At 72.5% G+C, this 18100-nt stretch carries 15 protein-coding genes; 8 read left to right on the top strand and 7 right to left on the bottom strand.

Features of this window, described 5'->3' with window-relative positions; genetic code table 11:
- Window positions 1-98: 98 nt before the first annotated feature.
- The gene (locus tag ACIQGQ_RS02345) at window positions 99-1202 is read right to left on the bottom strand and encodes a substrate-binding domain-containing protein (protein ID WP_402389654.1); all 1104 of its coding nucleotides are present in this window, start codon (window positions 1200-1202) and stop codon (window positions 99-101) included.
- Window positions 1203-1452: 250 nt separating this feature from the next.
- Between ACIQGQ_RS02345 and ACIQGQ_RS02340 the strand changes: the two genes are divergently transcribed.
- A complete protein-coding gene (locus ACIQGQ_RS02340; protein WP_402389651.1) occupies window positions 1453-2982 on the top strand; it encodes a right-handed parallel beta-helix repeat-containing protein in 1530 nt (509 codons plus the stop codon).
- A 98-nt stretch (window positions 2983-3080) separates the two neighbouring features.
- On the opposite strand, the gene ACIQGQ_RS02335 is transcribed toward ACIQGQ_RS02340, so the two are convergent.
- Window positions 3081-3854: an SDR family NAD(P)-dependent oxidoreductase gene (locus ACIQGQ_RS02335; protein WP_402389649.1), complete on the bottom strand. Its 774-nt coding sequence runs from the start codon at window positions 3852-3854 to the stop codon at window positions 3081-3083.
- Window positions 3855-3922: 68 nt separating this feature from the next.
- Window positions 3923-4621: an MOSC domain-containing protein gene (locus tag ACIQGQ_RS02330; RefSeq protein ID WP_402389646.1), complete on the bottom strand. Its 699-nt coding sequence runs from the start codon at window positions 4619-4621 to the stop codon at window positions 3923-3925.
- Between the two features lie 82 nt (window positions 4622-4703).
- Between ACIQGQ_RS02330 and ACIQGQ_RS02325 the strand changes: the two genes are divergently transcribed.
- Window positions 4704-5594 carry a LysR family transcriptional regulator gene (locus ACIQGQ_RS02325; RefSeq protein ID WP_402389644.1) on the top strand — a complete coding sequence of 297 codons (891 nt, stop codon included), beginning with the start codon at window positions 4704-4706 and terminating at the stop codon, window positions 5592-5594.
- A gap of 92 nt (window positions 5595-5686) precedes the next feature.
- On the opposite strand, the gene ACIQGQ_RS02320 is transcribed toward ACIQGQ_RS02325, so the two are convergent.
- Complete coding sequence (locus tag ACIQGQ_RS02320) at window positions 5687-6022, bottom strand: WhiB family transcriptional regulator (RefSeq protein ID WP_352273594.1); 336 nt, start codon at window positions 6020-6022, stop codon at window positions 5687-5689.
- Between the two features lie 411 nt (window positions 6023-6433).
- Here ACIQGQ_RS02320 and ACIQGQ_RS02315 point away from each other — a divergent pair, with 411 nt between their 5' ends.
- The 4 genes from ACIQGQ_RS02315 (at window position 6434) to ACIQGQ_RS02300 (ending at window position 10821) form a co-directional block, all read left to right on the top strand.
- Window positions 6434-7045 carry a response regulator transcription factor gene (locus ACIQGQ_RS02315; RefSeq protein WP_003948568.1) on the top strand — a complete coding sequence of 204 codons (612 nt, stop codon included), beginning with the start codon at window positions 6434-6436 and terminating at the stop codon, window positions 7043-7045.
- A gap of 297 nt (window positions 7046-7342) precedes the next feature.
- Entirely contained in the window at window positions 7343-7918 is a 576-nt protein-coding gene (locus ACIQGQ_RS02310) for a sigma-70 family RNA polymerase sigma factor (RefSeq protein ID WP_072486721.1), read from the top strand.
- Between the two features lie 171 nt (window positions 7919-8089).
- Window positions 8090-9592: an IMP dehydrogenase gene (gene guaB / locus ACIQGQ_RS02305; protein ID WP_352273593.1), complete on the top strand. Its 1503-nt coding sequence runs from the start codon at window positions 8090-8092 to the stop codon at window positions 9590-9592.
- Between the two features lie 104 nt (window positions 9593-9696).
- Entirely contained in the window at window positions 9697-10821 is a 1125-nt protein-coding gene (locus ACIQGQ_RS02300; RefSeq protein ID WP_352273592.1) for a GuaB3 family IMP dehydrogenase-related protein, read from the top strand.
- Between the two features lie 73 nt (window positions 10822-10894).
- Here the strand turns inward: ACIQGQ_RS02300 and ACIQGQ_RS02295 are convergent, their stop codons facing one another.
- Together ACIQGQ_RS02295 and ACIQGQ_RS02290 are read right to left on the bottom strand one after the other, a co-directional pair.
- A complete protein-coding gene (locus ACIQGQ_RS02295) occupies window positions 10895-11482 on the bottom strand; it encodes a hypothetical protein (protein ID WP_402389640.1) in 588 nt (195 codons plus the stop codon).
- A 107-nt stretch (window positions 11483-11589) separates the two neighbouring features.
- Window positions 11590-12852, bottom strand: coding sequence for a nucleotide sugar dehydrogenase (locus ACIQGQ_RS02290; protein WP_402389637.1), 1263 nt, complete (start codon window positions 12850-12852; stop codon window positions 11590-11592).
- Between the two features lie 257 nt (window positions 12853-13109).
- Here ACIQGQ_RS02290 and ACIQGQ_RS02285 point away from each other — a divergent pair, with 257 nt between their 5' ends.
- Window positions 13110-14816, top strand: a complete 1707-nt coding sequence (locus ACIQGQ_RS02285; protein ID WP_402389635.1) for a glycerol-3-phosphate dehydrogenase/oxidase — start codon at window positions 13110-13112, stop codon at window positions 14814-14816.
- On the opposite strand, the gene ACIQGQ_RS02280 is transcribed toward ACIQGQ_RS02285, so the two are convergent.
- Complete coding sequence (locus ACIQGQ_RS02280; protein WP_402389633.1) at window positions 14813-15928, bottom strand: serine hydrolase domain-containing protein; 1116 nt, start codon at window positions 15926-15928, stop codon at window positions 14813-14815. The two genes, ACIQGQ_RS02285 and ACIQGQ_RS02280, sit on opposite strands and share 4 nt — an antisense overlap.
- A gap of 120 nt (window positions 15929-16048) precedes the next feature.
- Between ACIQGQ_RS02280 and ACIQGQ_RS02275 the strand changes: the two genes are divergently transcribed.
- Complete coding sequence (locus tag ACIQGQ_RS02275) at window positions 16049-18013, top strand: serine/threonine-protein kinase (RefSeq protein ID WP_402389630.1); 1965 nt, start codon at window positions 16049-16051, stop codon at window positions 18011-18013.
- Window positions 18014-18100: the final 87 nt, after the last annotated feature.

The following is an 18100-nucleotide window of genomic DNA, read 5'->3' as shown; positions in this document are numbered from 1 at the left end:
TCGAAAAAAGATCAGACAAGTTACGTACGGATAGGGTGCGGAATACCCTGCGGAGCCGGGAATCGGCCCCCGGGTCCGCATGGGGTCCGCTCGTACGGTTACGGGTGGTTGCGCGCCCCGCAGGAGTCCCGCACCCGCAGCTGCGGCAGCAGCGTCAGATGGCGCCGGGGCGCGCCCGCGCCCTGTCCCAGCCGCTCCACCAGCAGCTCCGTCGCATGGCGGCCCACGTCGCGCTTGGGCGGCGCCACCGCCGTCAGCGGGGTGTCCGCCAGCGCGGCCACCTCGTCGTCGTAGGCGATCAGCGCCAGGTCGTCCGGGACCCGTACGCCCAGCTCGGCCAGGCGCTGCACCACCTGGATCGCGTCCACGTCGTTGTGGACCAGCGCGGCCGTCGCCACCCCGGAGAGGACCGCCTCGCGCAGTGCCCGTACGGCCTGCTCGAAGGCGTCCGGGAAGAGCTCGGACGGCACGGAGTCGATCACGGCCTGCGGGGCGCGCAGCCCGTGCACCGCCAGGGCCTCCGCGTACCCGGAGCGCACCGCGACGGCGGTCGGGGAGTCCGCGCGGGCCATCAGGAGCGGCGCCCCGTGCCCGAGCCGGACGAGATGGCGCACCGCCAGCAGCACCCCGTACGCGTGGTCCGAGCAGACCCGGTCCAGGCCGTCCAGCGGGGAGCCCGCGGCGGGCCTGCGCTCCAGCAGCACCGTCGGCGCGGGCAGCGAGGCGATCCAGTCGCCGAACGCGGCGGGGTCGCCCGGGTCCTGCCAGCCGGGCGCCACCAGCAGCCCCTCGGCGCCCGCCGAGAGCAGCCCCTCGGTGCGCGCCTGGTCCTCCTGCGGCCGGTAGTCGGAGATCCGCAGGACGAGCCGGGCGCCGGCCCGCGCGGCGGCCTCGTGGGCGCCCCGGATGACCTCGGCGAAGTAGTACGTCGAGGAGGGCGCGAGCATGCCGAGGACCGGCCCGCCGCCCGCGGGACCGGAGCCCGCGCCCGGCCCGGCCGCCGGGCCCGCGGCGTCCCGCGGCCAGGAGACCGATCCGTGCACCCGGTCCAGGAGGCCCCGGCCGGCCAGCTCCTCCACGTCCCGCCGTGCGGTGACCGGGGAGACGCCCAGAAGGGTGGCCAGGTCCGAGACCCGGGCCGAGCCCCGCTCCCGTACCAGCCCGAGCAGGCGGTCATGACGTTCGGCAGCACTTTCGCGCACGGCAGCAGTCCCCTCGCAGTTGTGGCCCGTCGCAGGCGGGGCCCGGTCCGAGGGGGTGCCCGACACCCCCTCGGACCGGGCCGGGGCCGGTGTCCGACCCTAAACCAAGAATGATCGAACGACGGGAGTTTCGATCATTCGGGCGAGATGCATTGACGTTCGATCAAACCGAGTTCAGGATTCCGGCGGTACGGGCCGGCCCCCGCCATCGACTGTTCACTCCGCCCCCGCCCCTTCGTACGGAGGAATTGTGAGACATCGCATCACCGCCGCCGCGCTCGCGGCCCTGACCACCGCCGGAGCGCTGACCGCCGCGGGCCAGACCGCGGCGCAGGCGGCACCCGCCGCCCGTACCTTCCACGTCGACTGCGCCGCCGACCCGGCCGGCGCCACGGGCAGCGCGAAGCACCCCTGGACCTCGCTCGCCGAGGCCAACGCCCACCCCTACGGCCCCGGCGACCGGCTGCTCTTCAAGCGCGGCAGCACCTGCGACGGCACCCTCGCCCCCACCGGCGGCGGCTCCGCCCGCGCCCCCTTCACCATCGCCGACTACGGCCCCGGCCCGGCCCGCGCCCGGCTCGACGGCAAGGGCGCCCACGACGTCGTCCTGCTCGCCAACACGCAGTACGTGCACCTCAAGGCGCTGGAGATCACCAACGCCGACAACCCCGGCAGCGAGCGCAACGGCGTCCGCCTCCGCCTCACCGACTACGGGGTCGCCCGCGGCTTCGACCTCTCCGGCCTCTACATCCACGACGTGCGCGGCGGCGACTCCAAGACGCTCTCCGGCTCCAGCGCGATCCACATAGCCGTCGAGGGCACCGCCAGGGCCAGCTGGTACGACGGCCTGGACATCGGCAACAACCGCATCGAGGACGTCGACCGCGAGGGCATCTACTTCAAGTCGACCTTCTCCAAGCGCGACCTGGTCGGCGACCAGCAGGACCCGAAGGCGTACCCGGGGGAGTGGACGCCGAGCACCCGGGTCCGCGTCCACCACAACACGCTGAAGTCGCTGGCCGGTGACGGCATGAAGCTCGACACCACCAGCGGCGCCCGCGTCGACCACAACCGGGTCGACGGCTTCCAGCTCCGCTCGCCCTCCGCCAACGCGGGCATCTGGACCTTCAACACCGACGACACCACCGTCGAGCACAACGAGGTCTCCGGCGGCGGCAACACCCACGACGGCATGTCCTTCGACGCCGACGGCGCCTCCCGCAACACCGTCTTCCAGTACAACTACAGCCACGACAACAAGGGCGGCTTCCTGCTGATCTGCCCGTACAGCGGCGCCAAGACCATCGGCACGGTCGCCCGCTACAACGTCAGCCGGAACGACGGCGCCCGCCTCATCCAGAACTGCTGGGGCCCGATCCTCGACACCCGGATCTACAACAACACCTTCCACAACAAGGAGCAGATCCCCGGCTACCTCGTCCAGGACGACGCGGGCAGCCCCGAGACCACCCAGCACGAACTGGCCGTCCGCAACAACGTCTTCGTGAGCGAGGGAACCGGCGGCTACGCCTTCAAGAACCCGACCGCCGGGCTCACCTTCGACCACAACGTCTTCCACGGCATCGTGATGACCCGCCCGAACCCCGGCGGCAGCACCGCCGACCCGAAGCTCCTGGGCGACTTCCGGCTCGGCGCCGGCTCGCCCGCCCTCGCCGCCGGAGCCGTCATCGAGGACAACGGCGGCAAGGACTACTTCGGCAACCCGCTGAAGCCCGGCGCCCCCAACATCGGCGCCTACGGAGGACGCGGCGTGCGCTGAGGAGGAACCGGCGCCACGGAGCGGAGCAGCGCTCACCGGGCAGCAGGTGAGCACTCACCAGGAAGTGGGTGGGTGCTCACCCGGGAGCGGGTGAGCACTCACTGCGGACCGTACTTGCGGCCCGTCCTGGAGGTGACCCCTCCGAGCAGGCCGCGGGGCGTCACCTTCACCAGCCCCATCAGCGCCTTGTAGCGCGGGTCCGGGACCGAGAGCGACTTCCCGCGCGCCAGGTCCGCCAGCGCCGCCTCCACCAGCTTGTCCGCGTCGAGCCACATCCAGTTCGGGATGTTGCCGGTGCCCATCCCGGCCCGCTCGTGGAACTCCGTCCGCACGAACCCCGGGCACAGCGCCATCAGCCGCACCCCCGAACCGGCCAGGTCCTTGGCCGCGCCCTGGGTGAACTGCACGACCCACGCCTTGGACGCGCCGTACGTCCCGCGCGGGACGAAGGCCGCCACCGAGGCCACGTTGACCACCCCGCCGCGCCGGCGCTCGCGCATCGTGGCCGCCGCCGCCGAGGTCAGCCGCAGCACCGCCTCGCAGTGCACCTTCAGCATCTTCAGCTCGTCGGCCATGGGCACGTCCAGATACTGGCCCTTGTTGCCGAACCCGGCGTTGTTGACCAGCAGGTCCACCGGGTGCCGACGGTCCGTCAGCCGCTCCTCGACCGAGGCGATCCCGTCGTCCTCGGAGAGATCGGCCCGCAGGACGTCGGCCTCGATGCCGTGCCGGTCGTGCAGCTCGGTCGCCTGCTCGCGCAGCCGCTCCTTGTCGCGCGCCACCAGCACCAGGTTGTGCCCGTCGGCCGCGAGCCGCCGCGCGAAGGCGGCACCGATCCCCGCGGTCGCTCCCGTAATCAGTGCAGTCGTCATACGCGGCACGTTAACGCCTGTCCGGTACGCGACGACCGGCTGTCCACGGCGGCCGCCGCGCGCGGCGGTCAGTCGCCCGCCGGGTGCGCGGCGGCGTACTCCCGCGCCGCCCGCGCCGTCTCGGGATGCAGCGCCTCCCCGGCCGCGAGCAGCCCCGGCAGCAGTTCCCGCCGGGTGGTCGAGGCCAGGAACTCCCGCTCCACGGTGACGTCGTGGTCCGGCCGGTGCACGATCTCGACCGGGTCGCCGGCCCGGACCGTGCCCGGAACGATCACCCGGAGATAGGCCCCCGGCGCCGCCGCCCGGGTGAACCGCTTGACCCAGCGCGGCTCGTCGAGATGGCCCGCGAACGTACGGCACGGAATCCGCCCCGACGTCACCTCCAGCACCAGGTCCGGTCCGATCCGCCAGCGTTCGCCGATCAGCGCGCGGCTCACCTCCACCCCACGGGTCGTCAGGTTCTCGCCGAAGGCGCCGTTGGCCAGCGGACGGCCGAGCTCCCGCTCCCAGACGTCCAGCTCCTCCCGGGCGAAGGCGTACACCGCCTGGTCGGAGCCGCCGTGATGGCGCAGATCGCACACCGCGTCCCCGGCCACCCCGCTGCCGCCGGTGCCCTTGGGCCCCGGATCGCTGATGTGCACCGGCCCGTCGACGGGCCGCTTGTCGATGCCGGTCAGACTGCCGGGGGCATCGCTGTACGGGACGGCCGTCGGCCGTCCCGCGTTCACGGTCAGCAGCGTCGGCCCGGTCGGTTCCATGGAGGTCATACCGACCACGCTAACCACCACATCCTCAAAGCCGCACCCCGATATCGCGCGGGCGGCCCCAAGTGTCACTTATGGTTGAAGGGTGATCGAAGCCCGTCATCTCCGTGTCCTGCGTGCCGTGGCCGCCACCGGATCGTTCTCCGCCGCCGCGCGCGAGCTGGGCTGCACCCAGCCCGCGGTCAGCCAGCAGATGAAGGCCCTGGAGGGCTCCGCGGGCACCCCGCTGCTGATCCGTACCGGCCGCGAGATGCGGCTCACCCAGGCGGGCGAGGCGCTCGTCCGGCACGCCTCCGGCATCCTCGCCGGGCTCACCGCCGCCGAGGAGGAGGTCGCCGCCATCGCCGGACTGCGGGCCGGCCGGGTCCGGCTCGTCTCCTTCCCCAGCGGCAGCTCCACCCTGGTGCCCGGCGCGCTCGCCGCGCTGCGCGAGGCCCACCCCGGCACCCGGGTCTCCCTCGTGGAGGCCGAGCCGCCGCGCTCGGTCGAGATGCTGCGCGAGGGCGACTGCGACATCGCGCTCGCCTTCCGCTACGGCGCGAACTGCGGCGAGTGGGACGACCTGGTGGTCCGCCCGCTCCTCGCCGACCGGCTGATCGGCCTGGTCCCCGAGGGGCACCGGCTGGCGGACAAGGACGCGGTGGGCGTCGCCGAGCTGGCCGACGAGTCGTGGATCGCGGGCTGCCCGCGCTGCCGCCGCCAGCTCGTGGAGGTCTGCGAGGCGTCCGGCTTCACCCCCCGGATCGACTTCGCCACCGACGACTACCCGGCGGTGGTCGGCCTGGTCGGCGCCGGGCTCGGGGTGGCCGTGCTGCCGGAGCTGGCGATCGAGTCGGTACGCCCCAAGGGGGCGCGCACCGTGGCGGTGGAGCCCGCCATCGAACGGGAGATCGTCGCGCTGACCCTGCCCGACCTGGCCCAGGTCCCGGCGGTGGCGGCCACCCTGGACCGGCTGGCCCTGGCCGCCGCCCGCTGAGCGGCGCGTCGGCACACGGCGGCCCGGTCCCGGTCCGAGCGGGCCGGGACTGCGTGAGGAAACGTTTCTGTGTTGGTGGGCCGGTGCCGGGATCAACCGTGCGCCGACGGGGACGGCACGCCCGAGGAGGCCGCCGCCGGGACCAGGCGGCTGCGGGCCCGGCCCATGAGTTCTTCGCGTTCGTCCTCGGTCAGACCGCCCCACACGCCGTAGGGCTCGCGTACCGCCAGGGCGTGGGCCGCGCACTCGGCGCGCACCGGACACCGCATGCAGACCTCCTTCGCCGAGTTCTCGCGGGCGCTGCGGGCCGCCCCGCGTTCGCCCTCGGGGTGGAAGAAGAGTGAGCTGTCGACCCCGCGGCAGGCCGCCAGCAGCTGCCAGTCCCACAGATCGGCGTTGGGTCCGGGAAGGCGGGAGAAATCTGCCATTGCTTGTCCCCTCGAAACCGTGCTGAGTCGGAAACGTCGTTGTGGTCCGTCGTCGACTGTGCCCACGACCGTACATCTACGGTGTAAGTAGATGTAAATATGACTGATTGCGAATCTATCCACAGACACCAGCAAAAGGGAAGAAAACCCGCTAAATGGGGCATGCCTGGCCGTGAAGTTTCAGTTGCGGGTTGAATGAACCGCGTCGCTCTCCTCCGTGTACGCGCCCTCACGTAGAGTGCCGAACTCGGTTGTCCGCCCCGTAACTCTTTCGAGTGACCGTCGTTGAGAGGGCGGAGGCGGTTGACGGAAAAGCGATCGGGCAGGTGTCCGAGAGTGTCGACCGCACAGGTGACGACTTGTTACAGCCTGGAGGCTCAAGGTGACGCGCATCAGCTGCGGAGGACGGTCATGACATCCGTCCTCGTCTGCGACGACTCCCCGCTTGCCCGAGAAGCGCTCCGTCGCGCGGTCGCGACCGTGCCCGGGGTCGAGCGGGTCACGACGGCGGCCAACGGCGAGGAAGTCCTCCGCCGCTGGGGCGCCGACCGTTCGGATCTGATTCTGATGGACGTACGCATGCCCGGTCTCGGGGGTGTGGAGACGGTGCGGCGGCTGCTCTCCGCCGACCCCGGCGCCAGGATCATCATGCTGACCGTCGCCGAGGACCTGGACGGGGTCGCGCTCGCGGTCGCCGCCGGTGCCCGCGGCTATCTGCACAAGGACGCCTCCCGGGCGGAGCTGCGTGCCACGGTCACCCAGGCGCTGGCCGACCCGACGTGGCGGCTCGCCCCGCGCCGGCTGCGGTCGGCCGAGATGGGTGCCGCGCCCACGCTCACCGCGCGGGAGATCCAGGTGCTCGAAGGCATGAGCCACGGCCGCTCCAACGCGGAGATCGGCCGCGAGCTGTTCCTCTCGGAGGACACGGTGAAGACGCATGCCAGGCGGCTGTTCAAGAAGCTCGGCGCCTCGGACCGGGCGCACGCGGTGGCCCTCGGCTTCCGCTGGGGCCTGGTCCGCTGAGGTACGGCCGCGGCCGGCGGCCGGCCGTGTCCCCGTCCGCGCACCCGCGGGCGGGGCGACGCGACCGGTCGGCGCCGCGCGGGTTCCGCGCCGGCCGCGGAGCCCGTCGCGCCGCCGGTATGTGACGCTTCCCGGCCGATGCCGCATCCTTGAGACGTGGAGTTCCTCGGGAACGATTCGGTCGAGCGGAAGGGGAGGGCGCAGGGCATGACTTCCGGCGCACCCGCTCATAACGCTTCGGTGCACAACTCCGGACGCGGCGGCACGGACGACGCGGCTCCGGGGCACCATGGTCCGATGCGCGACGACGAGACGACGGGGATCGGGGCCCTGGTGCACCGCGCCGTCGAGGGCGACGCGCAGGCCACGCACGACCTGCTGGCCCATGTCCACCCGCTCGCGCTGCGCTACTGCCGGTCGCGGCTGAACCGGCTGCCCGGTGACGCCCGCCACTTCGTCGAGGACCTGGCGCAGGAGGTCTGCGTGGCGGTGCTGATGGCGCTGCCCCGCTACAAGGACACCGGCAGGCCCTTCGAGGCGTTCGTGTTCGCCATCGCGGGCCACAAGGTCGCCGACCTCCAACGGGCCGCCATGCGGCACCCGGGGTCGACGGCCGTGCCGTCCGACGAGATGCCCGAGCGGCCGGACGACTCGCTCGGGCCCGAGGAGCGCGCCCTGCTCAGCAGTGACGCGGCCTGGGCCAAGAAGCTCCTCGCCAACCTTCCGGACAACCAGCGCGAGCTGCTCGTCCTCCGGGTCGCCGTGGGGCTGACCGCCGAGGAGACCGGGCAGATGCTGGGCATGTCCCCGGGCGCGGTCCGGGTCGCCCAGCACCGGGCCCTGAGCAGGCTGCGGGCCCTCGCCGAGCAGTAGCGAAGCGGCGGAGCCCGGGTCCGGGGCCGGTGCGGGATACGCGGTACGGGGCCGCCACGGCCCCGTACGAAGCTACAGAACCTCCAGGTGATCTTGTTCGTGGAATGAGACGCGTCCGAAGGCCGTTAGCATGGACATCCGCACCGATCAAGGCCATTTGGGGAAGGTGTCATGACTGCAAACGTCGACGGAGTGCCCGAGAAATTCGCGACGCTCGGGCTGACATACGACGACGTGCTGCTGCTGCCCGGCGCATCCGAAGTGCTGCCCAACGCGGTCGACACCTCGTCCCGGATCTCCCGCAACGTACGGGTGAACATCCCGCTGCTCTCGGCGGCGATGGACAAGGTCACCGAGTCCCGCATGGCGATCGCCATGGCGCGGCAGGGCGGCGTCGGCGTGCTGCACCGCAACCTGTCCATCGAGGACCAGGTCAACCAGGTCGACCTCGTGAAGCGCTCCGAGTCCGGCATGGTGACCGACCCGATCACCGTCCACCCGGACGCCACGCTGGCCGAGGCCGACGCGCTGTGCGCCAAGTTCCGCATCAGCGGCGTCCCGGTCACCGACCCCGCGGGCAAGCTGCTCGGCATCGTCACCAACCGCGACATGGCCTTCGAGACCGACCGCGGCCGCCAGGTGCGCGAGGTCATGACGCCGATGCCGCTGGTCACCGGCAAGGTGGGCATCTCCGGCGTGGACGCCATGGAGCTGCTGCGCCGCCACAAGATCGAGAAGCTTCCGCTGGTCGACGACACGGGCGTGCTCAAGGGCCTCATCACGGTCAAGGACTTCGTGAAGGCCGAGCAGTACCCGAACGCGGCCAAGGACTCCGAGGGCCGCCTCCTCGTCGGCGCGGCCGTCGGTGCCAGCCCCGAGGCCCTGGAGCGCGCGCAGGCGCTGGCCGGGGCGGGCGTCGACTTCCTCATCGTCGACACCTCGCACGGCCACAACAGCAACGCGCTGAACTGGATGGCGAAGATCAAGTCCAGCGTCGGCGTCGACGTCATCGGCGGCAACGTCGCGACGCGCGACGGCGCCCAGGCCCTGATCGACGCCGGTGTCGACGGCGTGAAGGTCGGCGTGGGCCCCGGCTCGATCTGCACCACCCGCGTGGTCGCCGGCATCGGCGTCCCGCAGGTCACCGCGATCTACGAGGCCGCCCTCGCCGCCCGCGCGGCCGGTGTCCCGGTCATCGGCGACGGTGGCCTGCAGTACTCCGGCGACATCGGCAAGGCGCTCGCCGCCGGTGCCGACACGGTCATGCTGGGCAGCCTCCTCGCGGGCTGCGAGGAGTCCCCGGGCGAGCTGCTCTTCATCAACGGCAAGCAGTTCAAGTCGTACCGGGGCATGGGCTCGCTCGGCGCGATGCAGAGCCGCGGCCAGGGCCGCTCGTACTCCAAGGACCGCTACTTCCAGGCCGACGTGGCCTCGGACGACAAGCTCGTGCCCGAGGGCATCGAGGGCCAGGTGCCCTACCGGGGCCCGCTCGCCAACGTGCTGCACCAGCTCGTCGGCGGCCTGCGCCAGACCATGGGCTACGTGGGTGCCGCCTCCGTCGACGAGATGGAGACGAAGGGCCGCTTCGTCCGGATCACGTCCGCGGGTCTCAAGGAGAGCCACCCGCACGACATCCAGATGACGGTCGAGGCGCCGAACTACAGCAGGAAGTAACGCACCGACGCAGCCGAGGGGCGGCCGGGGTTCCCCGGACCGCCCCTCAGCCGTGTGTCGGGGATACTGGACAGCGCAGACGTAGAGGGAAAGGCCACACCATCGTGACTGAGATCGAGATCGGGCGCGGCAAGCGCGGCCGCCGGGCGTACGCATTCGACGACATCGCCGTCGTTCCGAGCCGTCGCACCCGCGACCCGAAGGAGGTCTCGATCGCCTGGCAGATCGACGCCTACCGCTTCGAGCTTCCGTTCCTGGCCGCTCCCATGGACTCCGTGGTCTCCCCGCAGACCGCGATCCGCATCGGCGAGATGGGCGGCCTCGGCGTCCTCAACCTGGAAGGGCTGTGGACCCGGCACGCCGACCCGCAGCCGCTGCTCGACGAGATCGCCGAGATGCCCGTCGAGTCGGCCACCCGCCGCCTCCAGGAGATCTACTCCGCGCCGATCCAGGAGGAGCTGATCGGGCAGCGCATCAAGGAGGTGCGTGACGCCGGTGTGGTCACCGCCGCCGCGCTCTCCCCGCAGCGCACCGCTCAGTTCTCCAAGGCCGTCGTCGACGCGGGCGTGGACATCTTCGTCATCCGCGGTACGACGGTCTCCGCCGAGCACGTCTCGGGCGCCGCCGAGCCGCTCAACCTGAAGCAGTTCATCTACGAGCTGGACGTCCCGGTGATCGTCGGCGGCTGCGCCACGTACACCGCCGCCCTGCACCTGATGCGGACCGGCGCGGCCGGGGTGCTCGTCGGCTTCGGCGGCGGCGCCGCGCACACCACGCGCAACGTCTTCGGCATCCAGGTCCCGATGGCGACCGCGGTCGCCGACGTGGCCGGTGCCCGCCGCGACTACATGGACGAGTCCGGCGGCCGCTACGTGCACGTGATCGCGGACGGCGGCGTCGGCTGGTCGGGCGACCTGCCGAAGGCCATCGCCTGCGGCGCGGACGCCGTGATGATGGGCTCCCCGCTGGCCCGCGCCACGGACGCGCCGGGCCGGGGCCGCCACTGGGGCATGGAGGCCGTCCACGAGGACGTGCCGCGCGGCAAGCTGGTGGACCTGGGCTCGGTCGGCACCACCGAGGAGGTCCTGACCGGCCCCTCGCACACCCCCGACGGCTCGATGAACATCTTCGGCGCGCTGCGCCGGGCGATGGCGACGACGGGGTACAGCGACCTCAAGGAGTTCCAGCGCGTCGAGGTCACGGTGGCGGACTCGCAGCACCGCCGCTGATTCCTTCACGTACGACGGGAGGGCCCGGACCGCGCACGATGTGCGGTCCGGGCCCTCCCGTTCGCGTGTGCGGTCAGCCCGCGGCCTTCTTGGCGCTGGAGAACGCGGCGACGGCCGCGATGACGATGAAGACGTACTCCAGGAAGCCCGCGCCCGCCTTCCATGCCTCGTTCAGCAGGCCGAAGTGGTCGAAGAACAGCTCGGAGACCGTGACCGGCATGTTCTTGGCGGAGATGATCGCCACACCGAGGAGCTGGCCGAAGTAGACGGCGACCAGCGAGAGCACGGCGCTGACGACCGGCAGTACGGGGTTGCGGCCGCCGACCTTGCCGGCCGCGAAGCCGACGAGGAAGCCGACGCCGACGGCCGCGTAGCCGATCTCGCGCTCGATGCCACCGATGATGGCGCCGTAGACGGCGGCGGCGACCACGGCCGCGACGACGGCGGCGGCCAGGCCGAGGCCGATGTTGTCGCGGACCGGGGCCGGCGGCGGGGCGTACGGGGCGCCGCCGAACGGGGCACCCTGCTGGCCGCCCGCGAACGGGTTGCCGGACGGGGCGGCCGGCGGCTGACCCGGCTGGCCCTGCTGGCCGGCGAACGGGTTGCCGCCGCCGGGCTGGGCGTCGTGGGGCTGCTGGGGCGGCGGCACGGACTGGCTCATGGTGGAAATCCCCCCTGGGACCGAAACGCACTGCTGTGCGATGAGTGACGCCGCAGGCTAGCAGCCGCCTGTGACATCGCCCACCGGAATCCGGGGAGCGGGATTCCTCAGAGCCGGTGCGCCGCCCCCGCCGGGGTCGCGCCGCGGGTGTCCAGGAGGAGCTGGGCCTTCACCGCGAGGCCCTGGAGGTCGTAGGTCCGGTGGTGCTGGAGCAGCACCGTGAGGTCGGCGCCGGCCGCCGCCTCGTACAGCGAGTCGGCGCGCGGGACCGGCAGCTCGCGGACCCGCCAGTCGTGGACGTACGGGTCGTGGTAGCCGATCTGGGCGCCCATGTCCATCAGCCGGTTCGCGATCTCCCGGGCCGGGGAGCCCTCCTGGTCGGCCAGGTCGGGCTTGTACGTGACCCCGAGCAGCAGCACCCGGGCGCCGCGCACGGACTTGCCGTGCTCGTTCAGCAGGGTGGCGCAGCGCTGGATCACGTACCGGGGCATCCGGTCGTTGATCTCCTGGGCCAGCGAGACCATCCGCAGCGGGTGGCCGGGGGTGCGGCTGTGGTACGGGAGGTAGCCGGGGTCCACGGGGGTGCCGTGGCCGCCGACACCGGGGCCCGGCCGGAAGGGCTGGAAGCCGAAGGGCTTGGTCTCGGCGCACCGGATGACGTCCCACAGATCGACCCCGAGGTCGTGGCAGAGCACCGCCATCTCGTTGACCAGGGCGATGTTGACGTGCCGGAAGTTGGTCTCCAGGACCTTGGTCATCTCGGCCTCGCGCGGTCCGCGGGCGCGGACGACCTTGTCGGTGAGCCGGTTGTAGAAGGCGGCGGCCGATTCGGTGCAGGCGGGGGTGAGGCCGCCGATGACCTTGGGGGTGTTGGCGTAGCCGTGGGTCCGGCTGCCGGGGTCGAGGCGGCCGGGGGAGCAGGCGAGGTGGAAGTCGCGGCCGGCCCGCAGCCCGGAGCCCTCTTCGAGCAGCGGCCGCAGGTAGTCCTCGGTGGTGCCCGGCGGCACGGCCGACTCCAGCAGGACGGTGGTGTGCGGGCGCAGCCGGGCGGCGAGCGCGCGGGCCGCGTCGCCGACGGCGGTCAGGTCGAGGGAGTGGTCGGCGCCGAGCGGGGTGGGCGCGCAGATCACCGCGGTACGGACGCGGCCCAGCTCGGCCGGGTCGGTGGTGGGCCGGAAGCCTCCCGAGAGCATCCGGCGGATCTCGGAGGCGGTGAGCGACCCCTCGACGGGGGTGCGGCCCGCGGCGAGCTCGGTGCAGGCGCGCGGGTCGATGTCGTAGCCGACGGTCTGCACGCCCGCGGCCACGGCGGCCTGGGCGAGCGGCAGGCCGAGGTGGCCGAGTCCGATGACTGCGAGGTCTGCGGGCATGAGGACGGCCGTCCTTCCCGGTCGGTCTATGACCATGAGGGCAGAAAGCGCAACCGCTGTGGACAGCGCAATGTAACACTAGGCTTATATATGACCTATATGTCGCATTGTTGACCGCCTGTCGTCCTGGTGTTTTCCACAGGCGGTGGCCGAAGTCGGGGACGGCGGACAGAATCGAGAGGTGGGCACGGCGCGCCGACCGCCCGGTCGGCGGCCGCCCACGTGCCGGACCACCCCGATCCACCCGGGAGGCAGCAGTGAGGACAGCGACACTGGGACCCGCGGAGCGTGCCGAGGCGCTGGCCGCGATGGCCGAGCGCGAACTGGACGTGCTGGTCGTGGGAGCGGGCGTGGTCGGCGCCGGCACGGCGTTGGACGCGGCGACACGAGGGCTCGCCACGGGCCTGGTCGAGGCGCGGGACTGGGCCTCCGGTACATCGAGCAGATCGAGCAAGCTGATCCACGGCGGGCTGCGCTATCTGGAGATGCTCGACTTCGCGCTGGTCCGGGAGGCGCTGAAGGAGCGCGGGCTGCTGCTGCAACGGCTGGCCCCGCACCTGGTGAAGCCGGTGCCCTTCCTGTACCCCTTGCAGCACAAGGGCTGGGAGCGGTTCTACGCGGGCTCCGGCGTGGCGCTCTACGACGCGATGTCGGTGTCGTCGGGCCATGGCCGCGGCCTTCCCGTCCACCGGCACCTCTCCCGCCGCCACGCCCTGCGGGTCGCCCCGGCGCTGCGGAAGGACGCCCTGGTCGGGGCCCTTCAGTACTACGACGCCCAGATGGACGACGCCCGCTACGTGGCCACCCTGGTGCGCACCGCCGCGGGGTACGGCGCACGGGTGGCCAACCGGGCACGGGTGATCGGCTTCCTCCGGGAGGGCGAGCGGGTGGTCGGCGCCCGGGTGCAGGACGTCGAGGCGGGCGGGGAGTACGAGGTCAGGGCCAAACAGGTGGTCAACGCCACCGGGGTCTGGACGGACGACACCCAGGCGCTGATCGGCGAGCGCGGGCAGTTCCACGTCCGGGCCTCCAAGGGGATCCACCTGGTCGTTCCCAAGGACCGCATCCACTCCTCGTCGGGCCTGATCCTGCGCACCGAGAAGTCCGTCCTCTTCGTGATCCCGTGGGGGCGGCACTGGATCATCGGTACGACGGACACCGACTGGGACCTAGACAAGGCGCACCCGGCGGCGTCCAGCGCCGACATCGACTATCTCCTCGAACACGTCAACTCGGTGCTGGCCACGCCGCTGACCCGGGACGACGTGGAGGGGGTCTACGCCGGGCTGCGGCCGCTGCTGGCCGGCGAGTCCGACGCCACGAGCAAGCTCTCCCGCGAGCACACGGTGGCCCATCCGCTGCCCGGCCTGGTGGTCGTGGCGGGCGGGAAGTACACCACGTACCGGGTGATGGCGAAGGACGCCGTGGACGAGGCGGTGCACGGGCTGGACCAGCGGGTGGCGGCCTGCGTCACCGAGGAGATCCCGCTGCTGGGCGCGGAGGGCTACCCGGCCCTGTGGAACGCCCGCGCCAGGATCGCGGCCCGCACCGGCCTGCACGTCGCCCGGCTGGAGCATCTGCTCAACCGCTACGGCTCGATGACCGAGCAGGTCCTGGAGCTGATAGTCGCCGATCCGGAACTGGGCGAGCCGCTGCCCGCGGCGGACGACTACCTGAAGGCGGAGATCGTCTACGCCGCCTCGCACGAGGGCGCCCGCCATCTCGACGACGTGCTGACCCGCCGCACCCGGATCTCCATAGAGACCTTCGACCGGGGTACCCACAGCGCCAGACTCTGCGCCGAGCTGATGGCCCCGGTGCTGGGCTGGGACGCGGGCCAGATCGACCGCGAGGTCGAGCACTACGAGAAGCGGGTCGAGGCGGAACGGGAGTCGCAGCTCCAGCCCGACGACCTCACGGCCGACGCGGCCCGGCTCGGCGCCCCGGACATCGTCCCGATCTAGGACGGAGGCCGGGGAGTCCCCGGCCGGGGACTCCCCGGTTCGGGGCTCCCCGGGCAGAACTCCGCGTCCAGCAGTGCGGGTTCCAGGGTGTCGGCGTCGGTGAGGGTGTCCGTGTCGACGCGGTAGGTCAGGGTGTGCCGTCCGTCCCGGGTGGTGGCGGTACGGACGTAACTGCCCGCGATGCGTCCGTTGTGCCCCCAGACGGTGATGCCGCAGGAGAGCTTCTCCGGGTAGAGGCCCAGGCCGTAGACGCCGTGCGTGGCCCGGGTGTCCGTCATCAGGGCGAGCTGGGCGGGGGCGAGGAGGCGGCCGCCCAGCAGGGCCGCGTAGAAGCGGTTCAGGTCGTCGAGCGTGGAGACGAGGGAGCCGGCCGCGCCCGCCGCGCGCGGGTCGAGCGCGGTGACGTCGCGGAGGGTGCCGTCGGCCGGGTCGCGGGTGTAGGCCCGGCCGTGCGGGGCGGGCAGTTCGGTGCGGGCGCCCGGGAAGGAGGTGCCGGTGAGGCGGAGCGGGGTGATGACGCGGTCGCGGATCTCGGTGGCGTAGTCGTGTCCGGTGACCCGTTGGACGACGAGTCCGAGGACCGCGTAGTCGGTGTTGGAGTAGGCGTAGCGGCCGGGCGTGCCCGTCGGGCGGTGGGCCAGGGCGGTGCGGACCGCCTCGAGGACGGAGCGGGGGTGGGCCGAGGGATCGGCGGTGTAGTCGTAGAGGCCGCTGGTGTGGTCGAGCAGCCGGCGCAGGGAGATCCGGCGGCCGTCGTTGCCGTGCCCCCGTATCAGCCCCGGCAGCAGCCGTTCCACCGGGTCCGACAGCCGCAGCCGGCCCTCCTGGACGAGCTGGAGCACGACGGTGGCGACGAAGGTCTTGGTGATGCTGCCCGCCCGGAACCGGTCCCCCGCCCGGATGTTGGGCCCCGTCGAGCGGTAGGTGCCGTACCGTGCGGGGGAGGACCCACGGGCCAGCAGCGCCGCGGTGGGCGCGCCGCCCTCGGCGACGAGCCGGGGAAGGTAGGCGGCCGCAGGAGTGAGGTGTGGTTCGCTGGGCAGGGGTGTCGTCCCCAGGCCGAGGAGCGCCAGCACCAGCGGGGCGGCGAGCAGCGCTCTGGGTATCGGCATGGCGGGGATTCCCTTTCTCCGGGCCCATCATGACGCGCCCGTGGACCCGGCACCACGACCGGCGCCGGGGTGAGGGACAATGAACGCTCTGCCAGGGCGGGTTGATCGCAGAGGGGACGCATGTCGGAGGCGGAGCAGGCACGGGAGCCCCAACGGGACAAGGACGGACGTCTCCTTGCGGGGCGGTACCGGCTCGGGGAGGTGCTCGGCCGGGGCGGTATGGGCACGGTCTGGCGTGCCGTCGACGAGACGCTGGGCCGCACGGTCGCGGTCAAGGAGCTGCGGTTTCCCTCGGCCATCGACGACGACGAGAAGCGACGGCTGATCACGCGCACGCTGCGCGAGGCGAAGGCGATCGCCCGGATCCGCAACAACGGCGCGGTGACGGTCTACGACGTGGTCGACGAGGACGACCGCCCGTGGATCGTGATGGAGCTCATCGAGGGCAAGTCCCTCGCCGAAGCGGTGCGCGAGGACGGCGTTCTGACGCCGCGACGGGCGGCCGAGGTCGGCCTGGCGATACTCGACGTGCTCAGATCGGCGCACCGCGAGGGCATCCTGCACCGCGACGTGAAGCCGTCCAACGTACTGATCGCCGAGGACGGCCGGGTCGTGCTGACCGACTTCGGCATCGCCCAGGTCGAGGGCGACCCGTCGGTCACCTCGACCGGCATGCTCGTCGGCGCCCCGTCGTACATCTCGCCCGAGCGCGCCCGGGGCCACAAGCCGGGACCGCCCGCCGACCTCTGGTCGCTCGGCGGTCTGCTGTACGCGAGCGTCGAGGGCTCCCCGCCGTACGACAAGGGGTCGGCCATCGCCACCCTGACCGCGGTGATGACCGAGCCGCTCGACCCGCCGAAGAACGCCGGTCCGCTGACGGACGTCATCTACGGACTCCTCGCCAAGGACCCCGAGCAGCGGCTCGACGACAAGGGCGCCCGCGCCCTGCTCAACGACGTGATCCACGCGCCGGAGAAGGCGGAGCCCGTGCCGCCGCCGTCCGCCGAGGCCACCCGGATCATGGCGCTGCCCACGGCCCCGCCCGAGCCCCGGCCCAAGGCCGCGCCGAACGCGGCGGAGCAGGGCGAGGGCGCGCGGGACCGGCTGCGCGGCGCGCTGCGCTCGGTACGGAACGCGAAGCCGGCCGCGGCGGCCGGTGCGGCAGCGACCGCGGCCACGCCGTCGGCGGCCCCCGCCCCGGCGGCGAAGGCCGGTAGCGCGGCCGGCGCGGCCACCCCCGCGAAGCCCGCCACCCCGCCCCGCCCGGCCCCGGCGGCGCCGCCGGCCCCGCCGCGCGCCTCCCTCACGGACGTGGTCCCGCGCCGCACCCTGGCGATCATCGCGGCCGTGATCGTGCTCGCCGTGGTCGGCACCGTCGTCGCCCTCTCGACCGGCGGGGACGACAAGAACGACGGAGCCAAGGGCAAGAACGACGCGCCCGTCTCCACCGGTCCCTCGAAGACGGCCGACGGCGCCGCCGAGCCCGACAGCGGCACCGGCGGCGGCAGCGGCAAGAACCAGGACCAGAAGGGCGGTCAGGGCCAGGACCAGAACGGCGGTCAGGACCAGAACCAGGGGCAGAACGGCGACGGGAACGGCAAGGAGGACGGCAAGCAGGGCGATGCGCTGCCGGACGACTACCGCAAGGTCACCAACAAGAAGTTCCACTTCAGCCTGGCCATGCCCGAGGACTTCCGGTTCGACAAGATCGCGGGCGCCAACTCCGGCGCCATCTACGACGAGGACGGCGGCTACCCCCGCATCCAGATCGACTTCACCGGTTCCCCCGGCGGCGACGCGGCCGGGGCCTGGAACGCCGCGCGGGCCGGTGTCGCCGCCACCAGCAACGGCTACCGCCACCTGGGCATCAAGAAGGTCGACTACAACGGCTACCCGACCGTCGCGGACTGGCAGTTCGAGCGCAACCAGCAGGGCCAGCGCGTGCGGGTGCTCAACCGGGGCTTCAAGGTCGACTCCTCCCACGGCTACGCCATCATGATCAGCTGCAAGGCCGACAAGTGGAACGACGAGGAGTGCCGGACGCTGCGCAGGACCGCGTTCGACACCTTCAAGCCCCTCGGCTGACCGGGGCCCGCCGGGAACGGGCGGGCCGGCGGCGGCCCGGATGCGGGGACCCGGCGGCACGGCCGCCGCTCGCCCCGTATCGTGGGG

The organism is Streptomyces sp. NPDC092952 (assembly GCF_044754785.1).
Taxonomy (GTDB): Bacteria; Actinomycetota; Actinomycetes; order Streptomycetales; family Streptomycetaceae; genus Streptomyces.
Note: the sequence above shows the minus strand (reverse complement) of the source record. Positions and strands in the feature narration are given on the sequence as shown.

Coding starts and splice junctions, on each gene's coding strand:
- ACIQGQ_RS02335 (WP_402389649.1), bottom strand. CDS start 3,854: ATGACGACTGCACTGATTACGGGAGCGACCGCGGGGATCGGTGCCGCC.
- guaB (WP_352273593.1), top strand. CDS start 8,090: ATGACTGCAAACGTCGACGGAGTGCCCGAGAAATTCGCGACGCTCGGG.
- ACIQGQ_RS02320 (WP_352273594.1), bottom strand. CDS start 6,022: ATGGCAGATTTCTCCCGCCTTCCCGGACCCAACGCCGATCTGTGGGAC.
- ACIQGQ_RS02315 (WP_003948568.1), top strand. CDS start 6,434: ATGACATCCGTCCTCGTCTGCGACGACTCCCCGCTTGCCCGAGAAGCG.
- ACIQGQ_RS02330 (WP_402389646.1), bottom strand. CDS start 4,621: ATGACCTCCATGGAACCGACCGGGCCGACGCTGCTGACCGTGAACGCG.
- ACIQGQ_RS02310 (WP_072486721.1), top strand. CDS start 7,343: ATGCGCGACGACGAGACGACGGGGATCGGGGCCCTGGTGCACCGCGCC.
- ACIQGQ_RS02295 (WP_402389640.1), bottom strand. CDS start 11,482: ATGAGCCAGTCCGTGCCGCCGCCCCAGCAGCCCCACGACGCCCAGCCC.
- ACIQGQ_RS02275 (WP_402389630.1), top strand. CDS start 16,049: ATGTCGGAGGCGGAGCAGGCACGGGAGCCCCAACGGGACAAGGACGGA.
- ACIQGQ_RS02280 (WP_402389633.1), bottom strand. CDS start 15,928: ATGCCGATACCCAGAGCGCTGCTCGCCGCCCCGCTGGTGCTGGCGCTC.
- ACIQGQ_RS02290 (WP_402389637.1), bottom strand. CDS start 12,852: ATGCCCGCAGACCTCGCAGTCATCGGACTCGGCCACCTCGGCCTGCCG.